A 17,860-nucleotide genomic window follows, 5' to 3' on the forward strand; every position below is an offset into this window, starting at 1 on the left:
ATATAAAACACTAACTTAGTTAGTGTTTTTTGTTTGCTCAAAATTGGTTAATGAAGCCTAGTATAAAGCAACAAGATTGATAACAAGTAATAATACTGTTAAGATTAAATTATAATTAAAATGAAAAGGAGAGATTTTATGGTAGAAGAAATTCCAATGGTTGAATTCAAAGATGTGACGAAGATTTACTCCAAGTCGAAGCAACCAGCGGTGGAGCACATTAGCTTTAAAATAAATAAGGGCGAATTTTGCTGTTTAATCGGTACCTCCGGCTCAGGTAAAACGACGTTAATGAGAATGATTAACCGGATGAATAGCGTAACTAAAGGACAAGTCTTGGTTAACGGTAAGGATGTAAAGAAGTTTAACTCAGTTAACTTACGCCGAAAGATTGGTTACGTAATTCAAAATAATGGCTTAATGCCACATATGACAATTCGTGAAAATATCGTTTTGGTGCCCAAACTCTTAAAATGGCCGAAAGAAAAGCTCAATGAAGAGGCAGAGCGTTTAATCAAACTGGCTGAATTACCCGAATCTTATTTAGATCGTTATCCAGCTGAACTTTCTGGAGGACAACAGCAACGTATTGGTGTAGTGCGAGCTTTGGCTGCAAATCAAAATTTAATTTTAATGGATGAGCCTTTTGGCGCACTCGATCCCATCACGCGGGAGAGCCTACAAAACTTAGTGCAAAATTTACAAATGCAGTTAGGTAAAACGATTGTTTTTGTAACACATGATATGGATGAAGCATTAAAGCTTGCCACTAAGATTGTCGTTTTGCATGACGGCAAGTTAATTCAGGTAGGAAGTCCGGAAGAAATTTTGCATCATCCTGCAAACAAATTTGTTGAGAGCTTGATTGGTGAGGAGCGACTTTCTGAAGCAAAATATGAAACTGTTAAGGTTAAAAATGTGATGACAGCACCCGTGAAAATTAATTTGGGTGCTTCTTTGAATGATGCATTAGCTATGATGAAAGAACGTCACGTTGATACTTTGCTTGTAATTGATGATGATAATCATTTGAAAGGCTACATTTCGATTGCTGACTTACAAAGAAAGTATCCTCATGTTAGTTCAGTTAGTGATATTATGTTGCCAATTAATGCTACCGTGGGGCCTGAAGAATATTTACGTGATAACTTCAGCAGAATTTTAAGCCGCAATGGTCAATATATTCCAGTCGTTGACTCAGAGAGAAAGCTAATTGGCGTAGTTACTCGAGCTAGTTTAGTTAATGTTGTCTATGAAAAAATTTGGGGAGAAAAGAAACCTGCAACAGAAGAGTTAGAAAAGAAGGCGAATTAGTATGTCTGCTTTCATTGCACAGCATGGTTCAGAGTTGCTTGAAAAAACTTGGCAACAAATTTATATTTCCGCAATTTCATTGTTTTTAGGAATCATAGTTGCGGTACCGATTAGCGTAGTTTTGCTTAAATTTCCTAAGACTGCCAAAGTCGTAATTGCACTTGCGAGTATGTTGCAGACTATTCCAGCCCTAGCACTGCTCGCAATGATGATTCCTTTCTTTGGTGTAGGACGTGTACCAGCAATTATCGCTTTATTTCTTTATAGTTTGATGCCAATAATGCGAAACACATACGTTGGTTTGACTGATGTAAATCCAGACACGATAGACTCAGCTCGCGGGCTGGGAATGACGAAAATGCAATTAATTCTCAAAGTTGATATTCCCTTAGCAATGCCAGTAATTATGTCAGGCATTCGATTATCAGCTATTTATGTCATCGCTTGGGCTACTTTAGCTTCATATATCGGGGCAGGAGGATTAGGTGACTTTATCTTCAATGGCTTGAGTTTATATCAACCAGATTTGATTTTTGGTGGTACGATTCCAGTTATTATCTTGGCACTTTTGGCAGATTACTTATTAGGCCAGTTAGAGAAGAAACTTTCGCCAAAGGGAATATAAGGAGGCATATCTAATGAAAAAGCAATTTGAAAATTTATTGTTGTTATTCATTTCAGTCTTACTTGTATTGACCAGCAGTGCTTGTGGCTTACCTGGTTTAGCGGATACTCAGGGACAAAATGACGATATTAGGATTACGGCTCTAACGACTACTGAATCACAAATTGTGGCTAACATTGTTGCTCAATTGATTGAACATGAAACGAATTATAAAACTTCGATTATCAATAATTTAGGTTCAGCGCCAATGCAACACCAAGCTCTTTATCGGCATGATGCTGACATTCAAGCTGCGGCCTATGATGGTGGTGAGTTGACCGCCAATTTACTATTACCAGCAATTAAGGATTCAAAAAAGGCGAATGAAACAGTTAGGCGAGAAGTAAAGAAAAGATGGGATCAAACTTATCTGCCAACTTATGGTTTCGCAAACAACTATGCCTTTATGGTAAGAGCAAAAGATCAGAAAAAATATCATCTATATAATATTTCTGATCTGAAAAAGATGAAGGATAAGTTTTCTTTCGGAGTTGCATCCGAATGGGTCAATGCTCCTGGTGTTGGTTATCCTGCCTTTCAGACAGCGTATGGCATTACCTTTTCAAAAGCACACTCAATGAATATCGGATTAGTATATTCAGCTTTGAAGAGTGGAAAGATGGATGTCATTTTAGGCTATTCAACTGATGGCCGGATTGATAGCTATAAATTACACTTACTAAAAGATGATAAGCACTTTTTCCCACCATATAACTGCGGGATGTTGATTAATAACTATCTTTTACGTGAGCATCCAGATTTGAAGCCGCTTTTAAGTAGATTAGTAGGTAATATTAATGTCCATGAAATTAGGGCAATGAATTATCAAGTGGATGATAAATTACTTGAGCCTGCTACTGTCGCTCATCAATTCTTGGTCAAGCACAATTACTTTAGGGGGCAAAAATAATGTCAAAATTAGGTTTGTGGCAACAATTTATTTATTATTACCAGCACAATGGCAGTTATGTTTTGCAACAATTTAACCGTACGTTTTTAATTTCGATTTATGGCGTACTGTTTGCTGCTATAGTTGGAATTCCCATTGGAATTTTTATTTCTAGAAATGCACACTTAGGTAACTTTGTTGTAGAAATTGCCAACTTTATTCAAACAATTCCGTCACTTGCATTGCTTTCAATAATTATGATTGCGATGGGACTAGGTGTAATGACAGTAATAGTGACGGTGACACTCTATTCTTTATTACCAATTATTAAAAATACATATACTGGAATGAAGAGTGTTGATAAAAATGTCATTGACTCAGGTAAAGGGATGGGTATGACTAAATGGCAGTTGCTCTATCTGGTGCGACTTCCGTTATCAATGTCAGTAATTATTGCCGGATTAAAAAATGCTCTTGTGATTGCAATTGGAATCACATCAATTGGTTCTTTTGTTGGTGCAGGAGGATTAGGCGATATAATTATCCGTGGTACCAATGCAACTAACGGTAGTGCAATTATTTTAGCAGGTGCATTGCCAACCGCGTTAATGGCAATTTTGGCAGATTTACTTCTGAACTTTTTACAAAAATGGTTGCAACCAAAAGGGCTAAGAAATTAAACTGAAAAAAATTATTTTTAGTTCTAGCGTACTTATTAGTAAGAAAGTAATTTTAAAACATTTGTTCGCTTTTTCTTGCAAATATACACTAAATCAAAGTATAATTAGTAAGTACTAAATTGAGGACTAGATACTAGAGGAGGAAAAAATTCTTGGCCAAAGATGAAAAGCAGGCTGCATTGGAAAATGCGCTGAAAAAAATCGAAAAGAATTTTGGTAAAGGTGCCGTTATGCGTATGGGCGACAAGGCGGATACCAAAATTTCAACCGTTCCATCTGGCTCGCTTGCATTAGATGCAGCTCTTGGGGTTGGCGGCTATCCGCGAGGCAGAATTGTTGAAATTTATGGACCTGAATCTTCAGGTAAAACTACGGTTGCTCTGCACGCTGTAGCTGAAGTGCAAAAGCGTGGCGGAACGGCCGCGTATATTGATGCGGAAAACGCAATGGATCCAGCATATGCGGAAGCTTTAGGAGTTGATGTTGACTCACTTATCTTATCCCAGCCAAATACTGGTGAAGAAGGTTTGCAAATTGCGGACACACTGATTACGAGTGGCGCGATTGATATTTTAATTGTTGACTCTGTAGCTGCCTTAGTACCTCAAGCAGAAATTGATGGTGAAATGGGTGACAGTCACGTTGGTTTGCAGGCTCGTTTGATGAGTCAGGCCTTACGTAAGCTGTCAGGAAACATTAATAAGACAAAAACGATTGCAATTTTTATTAATCAGATTCGTGAAAAAGTCGGTATTATGTTTGGTAATCCAGAAACTACTCCTGGTGGCCGTGCCCTTAAGTTCTATTCTACGATTAGACTAGAGATTAGAAGAGCAGAAAAAATCAAGCAAACTGGTGGCGAAATTACTGGTAACCGTGTCAAAATTAAAGTGGTTAAAAATAAGGTTGCACCGCCATTCAAAGTCGCTGAAGTTGACATGATGTACGGCAAGGGTATTTCACAAAGTGGTGAATTACTTGATATGGCTGCCGATAAAGATATTGTTGCTAAAGCGGGTTCTTGGTATTCATATAACGATGAAAGAATTGGTCAAGGGCGTGAAAATGCCAAGGCATATCTTGAAGACCATCCTGATATTTATGATGAAGTTCAACAGAAGGTAAGGCAGGCTTATGGAATTGATGAAGAGTCAATTGCTGAGCGTGAAGATCCTGAAAAAGTTAAAAGTAAAAAGGCTAAAGAAGCCGAAAATGCTGAAAAGGAGGTTTCCGAAAAAAAGGAAACCGACAACAAAAGTAACTAAAGTTGAGGAGATTAACCTTGATCTATAATTTAGATCAAGGTTTTTTTCTACTTGTTTGACATCGTTCTCGCGGTTCATTATTATTAATTATGTGTAAATAATCTAAAAAACAAAAAAGGCGATAGTAATCATGACAAATACAATATTGATTCCCGTCGCGGTTGCTATTATTTCAATTTTAATTGGTACAGTCATTGGCTACGCCGTTCGAAAGAACGTTTGGGAGAAAAAAGTCCAAAATGCGCAAAGTGATGCTGACCATATTTTAACCGAAGCAAAAGCACAAGTGGATGCTGCAAAAGCTGAAGTCAACGCACAAAAGCAGGCAGCAGATGCTATTAAGCAAAGTGCACAAAATACCAAAAAAGAGAAAATTCTTGAAGCTCAAGAACAGATTCAAGAATATCGACAAAAAGTTGAAGATGAGCTAAACACAAAGCGTGACGCAATTGCACGTGATGATAATCGCTTAAAACAACGAGAAGATACACTCAATCACAAGAATTCTTTGTTGATCGAAAAAGAGGATGGACTGACCGAGAAGGAAAACCAATTAGTAAAACAAAAAGCTGATTTAGATGAAAAAATTAAAAAAGCTGATGAGTTGGTACAGCAAAGCCAAGATAAGCTCTATGAAGTAGCTCATTTGGATAAAGAACAGGGTAAAAAGATGGTTCTTAGTCAGCTATCTGATGAGCTAGTTAAAGAACGTGCTGAAATGATTCAAAATAGTAATGAGGAAGTTAAGGCAAAAGCTGATCACTATGCTCATAAAATCATTATTGATGCCATTCAGAATAGTTCAGCTGATACTGTGGCTGAGACTACAGTATCAGTTGTTGATTTACCTAATGAAGAAATGAAAGGACGAATTATTGGCCGTGAAGGTAGAAATATTCGTTCTTTTGAAGCCCTTACTGGGGTTGATTTAATTATTGATGATACTCCAAAAGTAGTTACACTAAGTGGTTTTGACGCAATTAGACGTGAAATTGCAAAACGAGCAATGGAACGTTTAATTAAGGATGGACGGATTCATCCTGCTAGAATCGAAGAAATGGTTGATAAGGCTCGTAAAGAGGTCAACGACGATATTTATGAAGCTGGTGAAAGCGCCCTAATGGAATTAGGAATTCACAAAATGAATCCTGAATTGGTTAAAACATTAGGTCGACTCAAGTATCGGACATCATATGGACAAAATGTTTTAGGTCACTCGATTGAAGTGGCAAAATTAGCCGGCACAATGGCGGCTGAGCTAGGTTTAAATGAAAAATTAGCGGTTCGCGCGGGATTATTACACGATATAGGAAAAGCCATCGATCATGATATTGAAGGCTCACACGTAGAAATAGGTGTGGAATTAACAAGAAAATATCATGAACCAGATGTAGTAGTTAATGCAATTGCTGCTCATCACGGGGATGTACCGAAGACTTCGTTTATTGCTGAACTAGTAGTAGCAGCAGACACGATTTCTTCTGCAAGACCAGGAGCAAGAAGTGAAAGTTTAGAAAACTATATTAGACGGTTAACTGAACTAGAACAAATTGCCAATCGGTATGACGGAGTTAAACAGGCTTATGCCATTCAAGCAGGACGTGAAGTTCGCGTAATGGTAGAGCCAGATAAGATCTCAGATGATCGCATCACTGTTTTAGCACGTGATATTCGAAACCAAGTTGAAAAAGAGCTTGATTACCCGGGTAATATTAAGATTACGGTCATTCGTGAAAAAAGGGTAGTTGCAGTTGCAAAATAAAAAGGTTGAATTTTCATTCAACCTTTTTTTGTGCGCTTTTTAAGATTTTTTTGGCGCATTTTGACATAAAATGTCATTATAAATCACAAAATTAATTAGTGAAAAAGTATACAATCTATTTTAGAGAGGAAATAAAAGTGAGTTTACGCATATCTTCAGAACTTCAAAATTTTATTAGTGAATTAGGCTATCCATTTACTACATTATCAAGTTTATTTGAATCGAAAAATCTAGATAAATATTTAGATTCAAAGTGGATCCAAAGTGCCCATATTTTTGAAATACTGGATAAAAATGCAAACGATCAACAGTTATTAACCTGTAGTAATGTCCAAAAATTTTATCAGTTTATTCCTCCCTACTTTGCAGCTCTTTCAAGTAAAAATGGGCAGCAAGCAATTTCACGTTTAGCATCGTACGAACAACTAATTGGTCCAATTGAAATCGGAACGTTTAAAGAGGGTGATAAGTTAAGGATCCACATTGGATACCTTAATCAATATCGTAAAATATCACGTTTTAGTTTACTAGTTGATCAACTATCGATAATCAGTTTAATTAGAACTGGCACAGGAAAAGAAGTCAAGCCCATCTCAATTGGTAGTCGTTTTGAATATAGTCAGATTTTGACTAACTATATAGGGATTCAAGCTCAAATGAGTTCGGATAACTATTTGGTATTTAAATTAGAAGATTTACTAATTCCTTTTAAAACTCAAAATGATATTGTTTGGAATTTTATGGAGCCTGGGTTAAAAAAGTACATTGATGAATTAAACGTCAATCCACCTTTTTCAGCGGTAGTTCAAAATGTTTTATTTAAATTGATTGCTGGTGGCAATTTTCAAGTTAAAGATGTCGCAGAAGAAATTGGTATCTCGCCACGAACTTTACAACGCTGGCTTGGTAAGGAAGGAACTACCTTTAAAAAAGAACTAGGTAAGGTTCAAAAAGTTCTTTCACTTAACTTGTTGCAAGATGCAACTATGAAAACTGCGGAAGTAAGCTTCTTAGTAGGATTCACGGATGTTACGTCTTTTTATAAAGCATTCAAAAAGTGGACTGGAAAGACCGTTTTAACATACCGACACGAAGTTATTTATCGGAAAAATCAATTTAATTCAACAAATTAAATTGTTGAGGAGAGAAAAGATGTTTTTAAAAAATAAAGATTCATGGAATGCAACTTATGATGTTGTAGTAGTTGGTTTTGGTGGTGCAGGTGCCACTGCTGCTCGCTTTGCTGCAGACAAGGGAGCCAAAGTCTTGCTAGTAGACAGTGCTCCTGAGGGCCATGAAGGTGGTAACACCAGATATTGTGGCCAGATTGTTGAAGCAGGTTATGATTATGACAAGCTTAAAAAGTATTATCAAAAAATGACTGAGCCACTTGATTTGGACGAAAAGGTACTCGATACCTTCGTTAGAGGAATGGTTAATTTACCAGAATACTTTGAAAAGTACTTAGGTGGCAAAGCATTCAGCGTTAAGAATAATCCTGGTAATAAGAATGTAGCAATGCTTGCATATATGAGTGCCGAGTACCCGGAATTTGAAGGTGCAGATACAAATGATGACCTTTTAATCCATGATCAGATCTTTGATGCAGCTTTATGGAAAATACTGCGTCTAAATGTTTTAGACCGAAGCGATAGGATTGATGTACTTTATTCCACTCCTGCAAAGCATTTAATCCAAAATGATGATAAAACTATTATTGGTGTTCAAATTGAAAACAAAGGCAAGTTATTCAATGTTCGAGCAAGAAACGGTGTTGTTCTAGCCTTAGGTGGCTTTGAAAATAATGATCAAATGATACAGGATTACTTAGGTGAAACAAACCTCTTACCATACGGGACACTGTATAACAATGGCGATGGTATCAAGATGGCGATTGAAGTTGGTGCTGATTTATGGCACATGAACAACTATGAGCCGGGTGGAACAGTTAACTTTGCTGCGCCAAAAGGCCAAAGAGCCCATAATATTATGGGCTGGAAAGCTTTATTTACGGGTTCACTCATTTCAGTAGGTGATGATGGTACAAGATATGTCCCAGAAGATGACCCAACTAGACATGGTCACCGCTATAACCACGGCCTTTGGAGAATACCACTTGCACAAATTCATCCACATATGATTTTTGATCAAAAGAAGTTTGATGAATTAACTGCTGGCGCTAAAGAAGATTTTCAAAAAGAGACTCTGGCTAAAGCTATTAAGTCAGATACAATTGCTGACTTGGCCAAGACAATTGGTGTTGATTCTGAGGTATTGGAAAATACAATTAAGACCTATAATTTCTTCGTAGATCAAAAGGTAGATTACCAATGCGGCAGGAAACCAGAATCAATGGCAAAAATTTCACTTTCAGGACCGTTTTACTCAATTGCACAGCAACATACAATGCTTAATACTCAGGGTGGTCCAAGACGTAATGAAAACGCTGAAGTTTTGGATACTGATCAAAAAGTGTTGCCTCATTTATACGTTGCCGGAGAATTAGGTCATATAGGAGCCAATCAATATAATGGTGGTGGAGATATTGCCGATTGCCTAATTTTCGGTAAGATTGCTGGTGAAAATGCAGCCACTGTAAAAGATGATCAAGCAGTTACAGGTGCCAGTGTTAGTGAACAAAATTTAGACACTGATTTTCCAGTTTCTGATGTAAAAGAAGAGCATTATACAACTGGCGACAATCAATACATTGGTACGTCAACTAGTGGAATGGGTAATGAAATTGTGGTTCGCGTTACTGTGGATGACCAAAAGAACCCAAGTAAAATTGAAGTGTTGAAAGAAAGTGAGTCGCCTGATTATGGTGAAAAGGCAATTAAGCAGTTGCAGGAAAAAATGATTGCAAACCAGACTGCAGATGTCGATGTCGTTTCAGGAGCTTCTGCCACAAGTCGGGCATTTAAGGCGGCTGTTATGGCAGCACTAAATCAAGCTTAGGACTTTAAAAACAAAAATGGATTCATAGTAAAGTGAATCCATTTTTTTGTGCTAGGAAAAGCCTAATTTGTACATTTTTCGCCAAGTCGGTATAATTAAGAGAATTAATTTATGAAAGTAGCCGATTATGTTTAAAATTATCGTTGAACTGTTTTTCTTAGTGATTATTCAAGCTGCAATTACACCTTTTATTAGAAGATTAGCCTTTGTTCTAGGGGCAGTAGACATCCCCAACAAAAGACGAGTAAACAAGAAGCCAATGCCGACTCTAGGTGGCTTGGGTATTTTTGTTACTTTTAATATTGGGGTTTTTATTCTCTTGCGTGAGCAATTTCCTACTCATGAAGCTTTTAGTGTCCTTCTTGGGTCAAGTGTAATTGTTCTAACCGGAATTATTGATGATATTATGGAACTTAAGCCAAGACAAAAGATGTTTGGTATTTTCATTGGTTCATTGGTAATTTACTTTTTAGCTGGAATAAAAATGAGTGTACTAAACCTACCATTTTTAAATAAGCAAATAAATCTAGGCTGGTGGAGCTTACCAATAACAATTTTTTGGATTTTAGCGTTGACTAATGCTGTCGACTTGATTGACGGCCTTGATGGCTTAGCCGATGGTGTATCAATGATATCATTGACAACAATGGGAATAGTTGGCTATTTCTTCTTACATACAGGTCAGCTTTACATTCCAATTAGTTGTTTTATGTTAGCTGCATGTCTTTTGGGATTTTTACCGTATAATTTTCATCCGGCAAAAATGTTTTTAGGTGACACAGGGGCACTCTACATTGGTTTCATGATTGCGGTATTTTCGCTTAAAGGCTTGAAAAATGTAACTTTTATTTCAATGCTAGTACCAGTCACAATTTTGGGTGTGCCAATCACTGATACAATTTATGCGATGATTAGGCGTAAACTTAATAATCAACCTGTTTCACAGGCAGATAAGCACCATTTGCATCACCAGCTAATGAAAATGGGGTTAACTCACCGTCAAGCAGTTTTAGCAATATATGGAATTTCACTGATTTTTTCATTCATTTCATTGCTTTTCTTACTTTCACCGGTGTGGGGCCTATGGCTACTCATTGCAGGGTTAGCAGTAGCACTAGAGTTATTTGTTGAATCAATTGGCTTATTGGGTGAAAAATACAAACCGCTTTTAAGTTTGATACAAAAAGTAATTAATTCACGTAGTAAGAAAGATCCAACGGTTGAAGTCTGGCATTTGGGTCAAGAAAAACCAGAACAATTAAAAAGCAAACATAAAAAGGACTAGGTACTAGTCCTTTTTATTTGTCATGATAATTATGATCGGTAATTGGAATTTCATTATAGCGTTTATCACCTGGCGTAAATTCGATTTGACCACTCATAAGGTTGGTGAGCTTTTTTTCAAGCTCTTGCTGCTCATCTTCATCGATAAAAATGCTAATGACAACATCGACTCCATAGGTAACTTTTTCAATCCAAATATTTTCTTCTTTTAGAAAATGGTTCACTTCATCAAATCGATTATATGCGACGTGAAACGAAAGCTCTTGTTGCAAGACACGCTTAACAACGCCGATTGCTTCAGCTCCTTCGGTAACGCTGTTAGAATATGCCCGAATTAATCCACCAGCACCAAGTTTAGTCCCCCCAAAATAGCGCGTAACTACAGCAGTAACATTTTTTAAATTCATCAGTTGTAGGGCTTTTAGCTCAGGAACACCAGCGGTTCCAGAAGGTTCACCATTATCGCTGGCTTTTACCTGCTCATCGTTTAATCCTATCGTATAAGCATAAGTGTTGTGAGTTGCATCACGGTATTTTTTTGTGGTTGCAGCGATTACTGCTTCAGCTTCAGCTACTGATTCGGTGCGAAAAAGACTTGCAATAAAGCGACTCTTTTTAATGACTATTTCGTTTGAACCATTTTCTTTAATTGTTAAATAATTTTCTTCTTTGGCCAAAAAAGTTTGCCTCCTTTTGACGTATTTATTATTAGGAGGACAGAGAAATGGAAAATTCATCTTGCCTCACTGGCCGCCAGTGGATTAGCAGTCAAGAGGATTTTAGCACAAATGAAACTTTAACTAAAATTAACGCAATTCAGCAAGGCTATTGTATGCGTTGCGGTGCAAGAGTTTATGCGAAGCTGCCAAATGGCAAATTTTATTGCCGCGATTGTATTGAATTAGGACGCATAGTAGAAGGTGATTTACTTGTTCGTAACCTAGAGTTAGCTGAATTTTCAAGAATGAAGAATGGCGGTCTAACTTGGCAAGGCAGTTTGACAAAACGTCAGGCAGCTGTTTCGTGTGAACTTGTTAAAAATTTCAACCAAAGAGTAGATACGCTAGTTCATGCAGTTACTGGTGCTGGAAAAACAGAAATGCTCTTTGCGGCAATTGCGGAATGCATTTCGCAGGGGAAAAGAAGTTGCATTGCAACGCCAAGAATAGATGTTGTTAATGAGCTGTACCCGAGATTTAGGGCAGCTTTTAACACAATAAAAATTGGTAAATATCATGGCAAAGAGCATCACGAACCCAGACTGGATCAACTAACCATTTGTACCACACACCAGCTCATGAAGTTTTATCATGCTTTTGATTTACTAGTAATCGATGAAGTGGATTCTTTCCCATATGTCGAAAATACGCAACTACATTTTGCCGCAAAGAATGCTGTGAAAGAGGATGGTGTAAGAACCTACTTAACGGCAACTCCAACAAATGATCTACTTGAAAAGGTTAAGAAAAAGCAGTTGAAGATTTTACGTCTTAACCGGCGGTTTCATGGTGGATTATTACCAGTTCCGCGAGAATTATTTTTTTACCGCCCATTTTTGCTCAAACAAAAAATTAATCCTAGATTGTTAAAAGAAATTGACGCAGTTATTAAGAGTGGTCATCAATTACTGCTTTTTGTGCCAAGAATTGAACAGATTTCCATCTATGTGAGTGCATTAAAAAATGATGCTCGGTTTAGTAGCGTAATAGTTGAGGGCGTTCATGCCATGGATAAAAACAGATTGGCAAAAGTGGAAAACTTTAGGCAAGGGAAGCCGCAACTACTTGTGACGACGACAATTTTGGAACGAGGAGTGACATTTAAGCACGTATGGGTAATTGTTGTGCAAGCTGATGACGAGATTTATACATCAGCTAGCCTTGTTCAAATTGCAGGTCGTGTCGGCCGGGCAAAAGATGATACAGATGGACTTGTTTTATTTTGTTACCGCAAGTACACGCAAAATATTCGTAATGCACTTAAGCAAATTAGGGAGATGAATAAATGAAAAAATGCTTGTTATGTGGGCAAGATTTCATTCCTGCTACTTCATTTTTGCGGATTTTTTCCTTTAAAAAGTTTCATGAACAATGTTTGTGCCAACATTGTTTGGCTAAATTTGCACCAATAAGTAGAGAGCACTGTGAAATTTGTTATGGTAAAGCCGCCGCAAATGAACTTTGTCTTGACTGTTTAGAATGGCAAAAAATATATGGACATAATTTACTTCATAATCATGCAATCTACCGCTACAATGATGCTTTTCACGAGATAATGGTAAGTTATAAACGATATGGTGACTATGTTTTACGTGAAGTATTGCAGGAACTGTGTTTTGAGCAGTTAAAGAAAATTAAAGCCGATTTTTATGTTCCTATTCCCACATCCCTTGAACACATCGCAAAAAGGCAGTTTGATACAGTTGCTGCGATTTATAGTCAACTAGTGCCACTTTCGTTTCTTCTTGCCAAAAAAGAAGGTCAAGGTGCCCAGGGTGAGCGTACGCGAAGTGAGCGGCTGAAAAGCAAACAAAGTTTTTTTGTTAAAGAGGGAATTAAGGGTGATGTGAGTAACCACTCAGTCCTGCTTTTGGATGATATTTACACGACCGGAAGAACGTTATATTATGCCCGGGATGCGCTTCAAATAGCCTTTCCGCAAGCAAAGATTTCTAGCTTTACAATTTGTCGATGAGATATGTTGTTCAGCGCTTTCAAGTTTTGTTATAATATAGATAAGATAAGACTGCGAATGCAGTTGAAAGGAGAATCTCATATGTTAAAGTATAATGTTCGTGGTGAAAATATCGAAGTAACCGATGCTCTAAGAAGCTACGTTGAAAAACGTTTAAAGAAATTAGAAAAATATTTTGACTTGAACCAAGATATTATTGCGCACGTCAACCTAAAGGTGTATCGTGATCGTACTGCCAAAGTTGAGGTTACTATTCCACTTCCATACTTAGTATTGAGAGCAGAAGAAACAACTGATGATATGTATCGTAGTATCGACTTTGTTTCTGAAAAACTTGAAAGACAAATTAGAAAATATAAAACACGCGTAAATCGTAAGACCCGTGAAAAGGGAATTGGTGATTTCTTTGTTGAGGGTGCTGAAGAAGAAGCACAAGAAAAAGAAACAAAAGAATTTACTATTGTTCGAAACAAGCAAATTGGTTTAAAGCCAATGAGTCCAGAAGAAGCAATTTTGCAAATGAACATGTTGGAACACGATTTCTTCGTTTTCCAAGATGCTGAAACAAATGGTACTAGTGTTGTTTACCGTAGGAATGATGGTCGTTACGGCTTAATTGAAACTAAATAAATAAGTGCTGTTTTAAGACTGGACCTCACATTTAGTGTGAGGTCTTTGTTTTGTTTATTTTTCATTTAGGGCTAATCATGGTAAAATTATGATGTGTTTTTATACTTAAGTACATATAAGGATCGATTAAATGGCTAATATTTTAAAGAAAATATACAATGGTGATAAAAGAGAACTAAAGAAATTCGAGAAATTAGCTAAGCGTGTAGAAAGTTATGCTGATGAATATAGTAAACTTTCTGATGAGCAACTACAGGCTAAGACACCAGAATTTCGTGAACGCTTGAAAAATGGTGAGACATTAGACGCACTATTACCCGAAGCTTTCGCAGTTTCTCGTGAAGGTGCTAAGCGTGTTCTGGGATTATACCCATTCCACGTTCAAATTTTGGGTGGTATTTCACTACACTACGGTAACATCTCTGAGATGATGACAGGTGAAGGTAAGACTTTAACTGCTACAATGCCAGTTTATTTGAATGCACTGACAGGTAAAGGTGTTCACGTTGTCACGGTTAACGAATATTTATCGAGTCGTGATGAAGAAGAAATGGGTCAATTATATAGATGGCTAGGCCTAACTGTTGGTTTGAACCTTAACGCAATGTCTCCTGATGAAAAACGGGAAGCATATGAGTGCGATATTACTTATTCAACTAACTCAGAATTAGGTTTTGATTATTTGCGTGACAACATGGTTGTTTATAAAGAACAAATGGTTCAGCGTGAACTTAACTACGCCATTCTTGATGAGGTTGACTCAATCTTAATCGATGAAGCAAGAACTCCTTTGATTATCTCTGGTGAAGCAGAGCAAGCTAATGGCGACTATATTCGTGCAGATCGTTTTGTCAAAACTCTTAAAGAAGATAAGAGCGATGATGACGTTGATGATGAAGAGGACCATGGCGATTACAAGATTGACTGGCCAACTAAGACTATTTCTTTAACTAGAACTGGTATTCAAAAGGCTTGTGACCATTTTGGCTTGAGAAACTTATACGATGTTGAAAATCAAAAGCTTGTTCACCACATTGATCAAGCTCTACGTGCAAATTACATCATGCTTAAGGACATCGATTACGTTGTTCAAGAGGGTGAAGTTCTGATTGTTGACTCGTTCACTGGTCGTGTAATGAAGGGACGTCGCTATTCAGACGGTTTGCACCAAGCAATTGAAGCGAAGGAAAATGTTAAGATTCAAGAAGAATCTAAGACACAAGCAACGATTACTTACCAAAACTTCTTCAGAATGTACAAAAAGCTTGCCGGAATGACTGGTACTGCCAAAACTGAAGAAGAAGAGTTCCGTGAAATTTACAATATGCAAGTTATTGCAATTCCAACTAACCGTCCGGTAATTAGAAAAGACCGTCCAGATGTTTTGTATCCTAACTTGGATTCGAAATATGCTGCAGTAGTAGACGAGATTAAAGAGCGTCACGCAAATGGACAACCAGTTTTAGTTGGTACGGTTGCGGTTGAAAGTTCTGAAAGATTAAGTAACTTACTTGATAGAGAAAATATTCCGCACGCAGTTTTGAACGCTAAAAACCACGCTAAAGAAGCACAAATTATCATGAATGCGGGTCAACGCGGTGCTGTAACGATTGCCACTAACATGGCTGGTCGTGGTACTGATATTAAATTAGGACCTGGCGTTAAAGAAATTGGTGGTTTGGCAGTTATTGGTACAGAACGTCATGAATCACGTAGAATTGATAACCAGCTTCGTGGGCGTTCAGGTCGTCAGGGTGACCCTGGTGAAACTCGTTTTTACCTATCACTTGAAGACGATTTGATGAAACGTTTCGGTGGTGAAAGAGTTAAGGACTTTTTGGATCGTTTGTCAGATAATGATGATGATAAAGTCATCGAGAATAGATTTATTACTCGTCAAATTGAATCTGCTCAAAAACGAGTAGAGGGTAATAACTATGATACGCGTAAGCAGACCTTGCAATATGACGACGTAATGCGTATTCAGCGTGAAATTATTTATGGTGAACGGATGCAAGTCATCGGTGAAGAAGATTCACTTAAGGATGTTTTAATTCCAATGATTCGTCGCACTATTAACAGTCAAGTTGACATGTTCACACAAGGTGATCGAAGCAAATGGCGGATAGATTCTCTTCGTGACTTCATTAGTTCTAGTCTTCTATCTGAAGATGAAACAGATGCAATCGACTTTAAGACAATTACAGTTCCTGAATTAAAAGAGAAATTGTATGATGAAGTTGAAAAGAACTATAACGAAAAAGCTGATGTTTTGGCTGACCCTTCACAAATGTTGGAATTTGAAAAAGTAGTTATTCTACGTGTGGTAGATGATCGTTGGACAGATCATATTGACGCAATGGATCAATTACGCCAATCAATTAGTCTTCGTGGCTATGGACAACTTAATCCGCTAGTTGAATACCAGGATTCCGGTTACAACATGTTTGAAGAAATGGTTTCAAATATTGAATTTGATGTAACTCGTTTATTCATGAAGGCTGAAATCAGACAAAATCTTAGTCGTTAAAAATTAAGATTAAAGAGAAAGCGGCTATGCTTTCTCTTTTTTGTATTAAACCTAATTTGGGAGAAAAATTAATGGAATTTAGTGACATCCAAAATCAATTAGACGAGTTAAAAAAGCGGTTAGACCACTTTAGGGGGTCTCTTTGACTTAGAGTCAATTAACGAAAGCATCATTGTTAATGAAAGTAAGATGCAGGAACCCTCGTTTTGGGATGATCAAGAAAAAGCACAAAATTTAATTAGTGAAAATAATCTATTAAAGGAAAAGCGTGACTCTTTTTTAAGTCTGCAGGAAAACTATCAAAATGCAATGACAGCTTTAGAACTTTTACGTGAGGAGCCGGATCAAGAACTGCAAAAAGAGGTTGAAGCAGATTTAGCCAAGTTACAGGAAGAATTTCATAACTATGAAATGGATCTGTTGCTGTCTGGCAAATATGATAATCACAATGCTTTGCTAGAAATTCACCCAGGCGCTGGTGGTACAGAGGCAATGGATTGGGGACAAATGCTGCTGAGAATGTACCAACGATATGCAGATAGCAGAAACTTTAAGTTTGAAATTAACAACTATGAGCCAGGTGAAGAAGCAGGACTGAAAAGTGTTAGCGTTCGAATAAGTGGAAAAAATGCTTACGGCTTATTGAAATCAGAAAATGGAGTTCATCGTTTAGTACGAATTTCACCGTTTGATTCAGCCAAAAGGCGTCACACCTCGTTTGCTTCGGTTGAAGTCATTCCGGAAATTGATGATAGTATCAAAATTGATATTAACCCGAAAGATTTAAGAATTGATGTTTATCGTTCTAGTGGTGCTGGTGGACAACACATTAACAAAACTTCCAGTGCAGTGCGAATTACCCACTTACCAACTGGTTTTGTGACTACATCACAGGCACAACGGTCACAGCTTCAGAACCGTGAAACGGCAATGAATGAATTACGGGCTAAGCTTTTTCATTTAGAAGAGGAAAAGAAACGCCAGCATAAACAAGAACTCAAGGGTGATCAAATGGAAAACGGCTGGGGCTCACAAATTAGGTCTTATGTTTTTCATCCTTATAATTTAGTTAAAGATTTGCGTACAGGCTATGAAACTTCTGATACAAGTGGTGTAATGGATGGAAAGTTACAGCCATTTGTCTATGCATATTTGCAATGGTTACTTAGTCAAGATAATCCGGAGTAGGT

The 17,860-nt window shown here is 37.3% G+C and carries 15 protein-coding genes; 14 read left to right on the top strand and 1 reads right to left on the bottom strand.

Annotated features, from left to right (window positions below; translation table 11 throughout):
- Nucleotides 1-138 precede the first annotated feature (138 nt).
- The 9 genes from F5ESL0263_RS02755 (at nucleotide 139) to F5ESL0263_RS02795 (ending at nucleotide 10,817) form a co-directional block, all read left to right on the top strand.
- Nucleotides 139-1,314: an ABC transporter ATP-binding protein gene (locus tag F5ESL0263_RS02755; RefSeq protein WP_122034681.1), complete on the top strand. Its 1,176-nt coding sequence runs from the start codon at nucleotides 139-141 to the stop codon at nucleotides 1,312-1,314.
- A gap of 1 nt (nucleotide 1,315) precedes the next feature.
- Nucleotides 1,316-1,939, top strand: a complete 624-nt coding sequence (locus F5ESL0263_RS02760) for an ABC transporter permease (RefSeq protein WP_122034683.1) — start codon at nucleotides 1,316-1,318, stop codon at nucleotides 1,937-1,939.
- 13 nt (nucleotides 1,940-1,952) lie between these two features.
- Nucleotides 1,953-2,888, top strand: a complete 936-nt coding sequence (locus F5ESL0263_RS02765) for an osmoprotectant ABC transporter substrate-binding protein (RefSeq protein ID WP_122034685.1) — start codon at nucleotides 1,953-1,955, stop codon at nucleotides 2,886-2,888.
- Entirely contained in the window at nucleotides 2,888-3,547 is a 660-nt protein-coding gene (locus F5ESL0263_RS02770) for an ABC transporter permease (protein WP_122034688.1), read from the top strand. The genes F5ESL0263_RS02765 and F5ESL0263_RS02770 overlap by 1 nt, the downstream gene beginning before the upstream one ends.
- A gap of 152 nt (nucleotides 3,548-3,699) precedes the next feature.
- The gene (gene recA, locus F5ESL0263_RS02775) at nucleotides 3,700-4,812 is read left to right on the top strand and encodes a recombinase RecA (protein ID WP_074425584.1); all 1,113 of its coding nucleotides are present in this window, start codon (nucleotides 3,700-3,702) and stop codon (nucleotides 4,810-4,812) included.
- 130 nt (nucleotides 4,813-4,942) lie between these two features.
- A complete protein-coding gene (gene rny, locus F5ESL0263_RS02780; RefSeq protein WP_122034690.1) occupies nucleotides 4,943-6,574 on the top strand; it encodes a ribonuclease Y in 1,632 nt (543 codons plus the stop codon).
- Between the two features lie 137 nt (nucleotides 6,575-6,711).
- Nucleotides 6,712-7,707: a helix-turn-helix transcriptional regulator gene (locus tag F5ESL0263_RS02785; RefSeq protein WP_122034692.1), complete on the top strand. Its 996-nt coding sequence runs from the start codon at nucleotides 6,712-6,714 to the stop codon at nucleotides 7,705-7,707.
- A 19-nt stretch (nucleotides 7,708-7,726) separates the two neighbouring features.
- Complete coding sequence (locus tag F5ESL0263_RS02790; protein WP_122034695.1) at nucleotides 7,727-9,532, top strand: FAD-dependent oxidoreductase; 1,806 nt, start codon at nucleotides 7,727-7,729, stop codon at nucleotides 9,530-9,532.
- 127 nt (nucleotides 9,533-9,659) lie between these two features.
- Nucleotides 9,660-10,817 (top strand): glycosyltransferase family 4 protein, encoded by a 1,158-nt coding sequence (locus F5ESL0263_RS02795; RefSeq protein ID WP_122034697.1) that lies wholly within the window; start codon nucleotides 9,660-9,662, stop codon nucleotides 10,815-10,817.
- A 13-nt stretch (nucleotides 10,818-10,830) separates the two neighbouring features.
- Here F5ESL0263_RS02795 and F5ESL0263_RS02800 read toward each other — a convergent pair whose 3' ends face one another.
- Complete coding sequence (locus tag F5ESL0263_RS02800; protein ID WP_122034699.1) at nucleotides 10,831-11,493, bottom strand: YigZ family protein; 663 nt, start codon at nucleotides 11,491-11,493, stop codon at nucleotides 10,831-10,833.
- Nucleotides 11,494-11,540: 47 nt separating this feature from the next.
- Here F5ESL0263_RS02800 and F5ESL0263_RS02805 point away from each other — a divergent pair, with 47 nt between their 5' ends.
- From F5ESL0263_RS02805 to prfB, 5 genes are all read left to right on the top strand, one after another.
- Complete coding sequence (locus F5ESL0263_RS02805; RefSeq protein ID WP_122034702.1) at nucleotides 11,541-12,824, top strand: helicase-related protein; 1,284 nt, start codon at nucleotides 11,541-11,543, stop codon at nucleotides 12,822-12,824.
- Entirely contained in the window at nucleotides 12,821-13,510 is a 690-nt protein-coding gene (locus F5ESL0263_RS02810; RefSeq protein WP_122034704.1) for a ComF family protein, read from the top strand. Before F5ESL0263_RS02805 ends, F5ESL0263_RS02810 begins: the two co-directional genes overlap by 4 nt.
- Nucleotides 13,511-13,591: 81 nt before the next feature.
- Nucleotides 13,592-14,140 carry a ribosome hibernation-promoting factor, HPF/YfiA family gene (gene hpf / locus F5ESL0263_RS02815; protein WP_122034706.1) on the top strand — a complete coding sequence of 183 codons (549 nt, stop codon included), beginning with the start codon at nucleotides 13,592-13,594 and terminating at the stop codon, nucleotides 14,138-14,140.
- Between the two features lie 130 nt (nucleotides 14,141-14,270).
- Nucleotides 14,271-16,670, top strand: coding sequence for a preprotein translocase subunit SecA (gene secA, locus F5ESL0263_RS02820; protein WP_122034708.1), 2,400 nt, complete (start codon nucleotides 14,271-14,273; stop codon nucleotides 16,668-16,670).
- 71 nt (nucleotides 16,671-16,741) lie between these two features.
- A protein-coding gene (gene prfB / locus F5ESL0263_RS02825; RefSeq protein ID WP_122034710.1) for a peptide chain release factor 2 occupies nucleotides 16,742-17,858 on the top strand; the annotation gives its coding sequence in 2 pieces (ribosomal slippage) (nucleotides 16,742-16,813 and nucleotides 16,815-17,858; 1,116 coding nt in all).
- Nucleotides 17,859-17,860: the final 2 nt, after the last annotated feature.

This window comes from Lactobacillus sp. ESL0263 (assembly GCF_003692845.1).
GTDB classification, from domain to species: Bacteria; Bacillota; Bacilli; order Lactobacillales; family Lactobacillaceae; genus Lactobacillus; species Lactobacillus apis.

Coding starts and splice junctions, on each gene's coding strand:
- F5ESL0263_RS02755 (WP_122034681.1), top strand. CDS start 139: ATGGTAGAAGAAATTCCAATGGTTGAATTCAAAGATGTGACGAAGATT.
- hpf (WP_122034706.1), top strand. CDS start 13,592: ATGTTAAAGTATAATGTTCGTGGTGAAAATATCGAAGTAACCGATGCT.
- F5ESL0263_RS02805 (WP_122034702.1), top strand. CDS start 11,541: ATGGAAAATTCATCTTGCCTCACTGGCCGCCAGTGGATTAGCAGTCAA.
- secA (WP_122034708.1), top strand. CDS start 14,271: ATGGCTAATATTTTAAAGAAAATATACAATGGTGATAAAAGAGAACTA.
- F5ESL0263_RS02795 (WP_122034697.1), top strand. CDS start 9,660: ATGTTTAAAATTATCGTTGAACTGTTTTTCTTAGTGATTATTCAAGCT.
- F5ESL0263_RS02790 (WP_122034695.1), top strand. CDS start 7,727: ATGTTTTTAAAAAATAAAGATTCATGGAATGCAACTTATGATGTTGTA.
- F5ESL0263_RS02810 (WP_122034704.1), top strand. CDS start 12,821: ATGAAAAAATGCTTGTTATGTGGGCAAGATTTCATTCCTGCTACTTCA.
- F5ESL0263_RS02760 (WP_122034683.1), top strand. CDS start 1,316: ATGTCTGCTTTCATTGCACAGCATGGTTCAGAGTTGCTTGAAAAAACT.
- rny (WP_122034690.1), top strand. CDS start 4,943: ATGACAAATACAATATTGATTCCCGTCGCGGTTGCTATTATTTCAATT.
- F5ESL0263_RS02770 (WP_122034688.1), top strand. CDS start 2,888: ATGTCAAAATTAGGTTTGTGGCAACAATTTATTTATTATTACCAGCAC.
- F5ESL0263_RS02765 (WP_122034685.1), top strand. CDS start 1,953: ATGAAAAAGCAATTTGAAAATTTATTGTTGTTATTCATTTCAGTCTTA.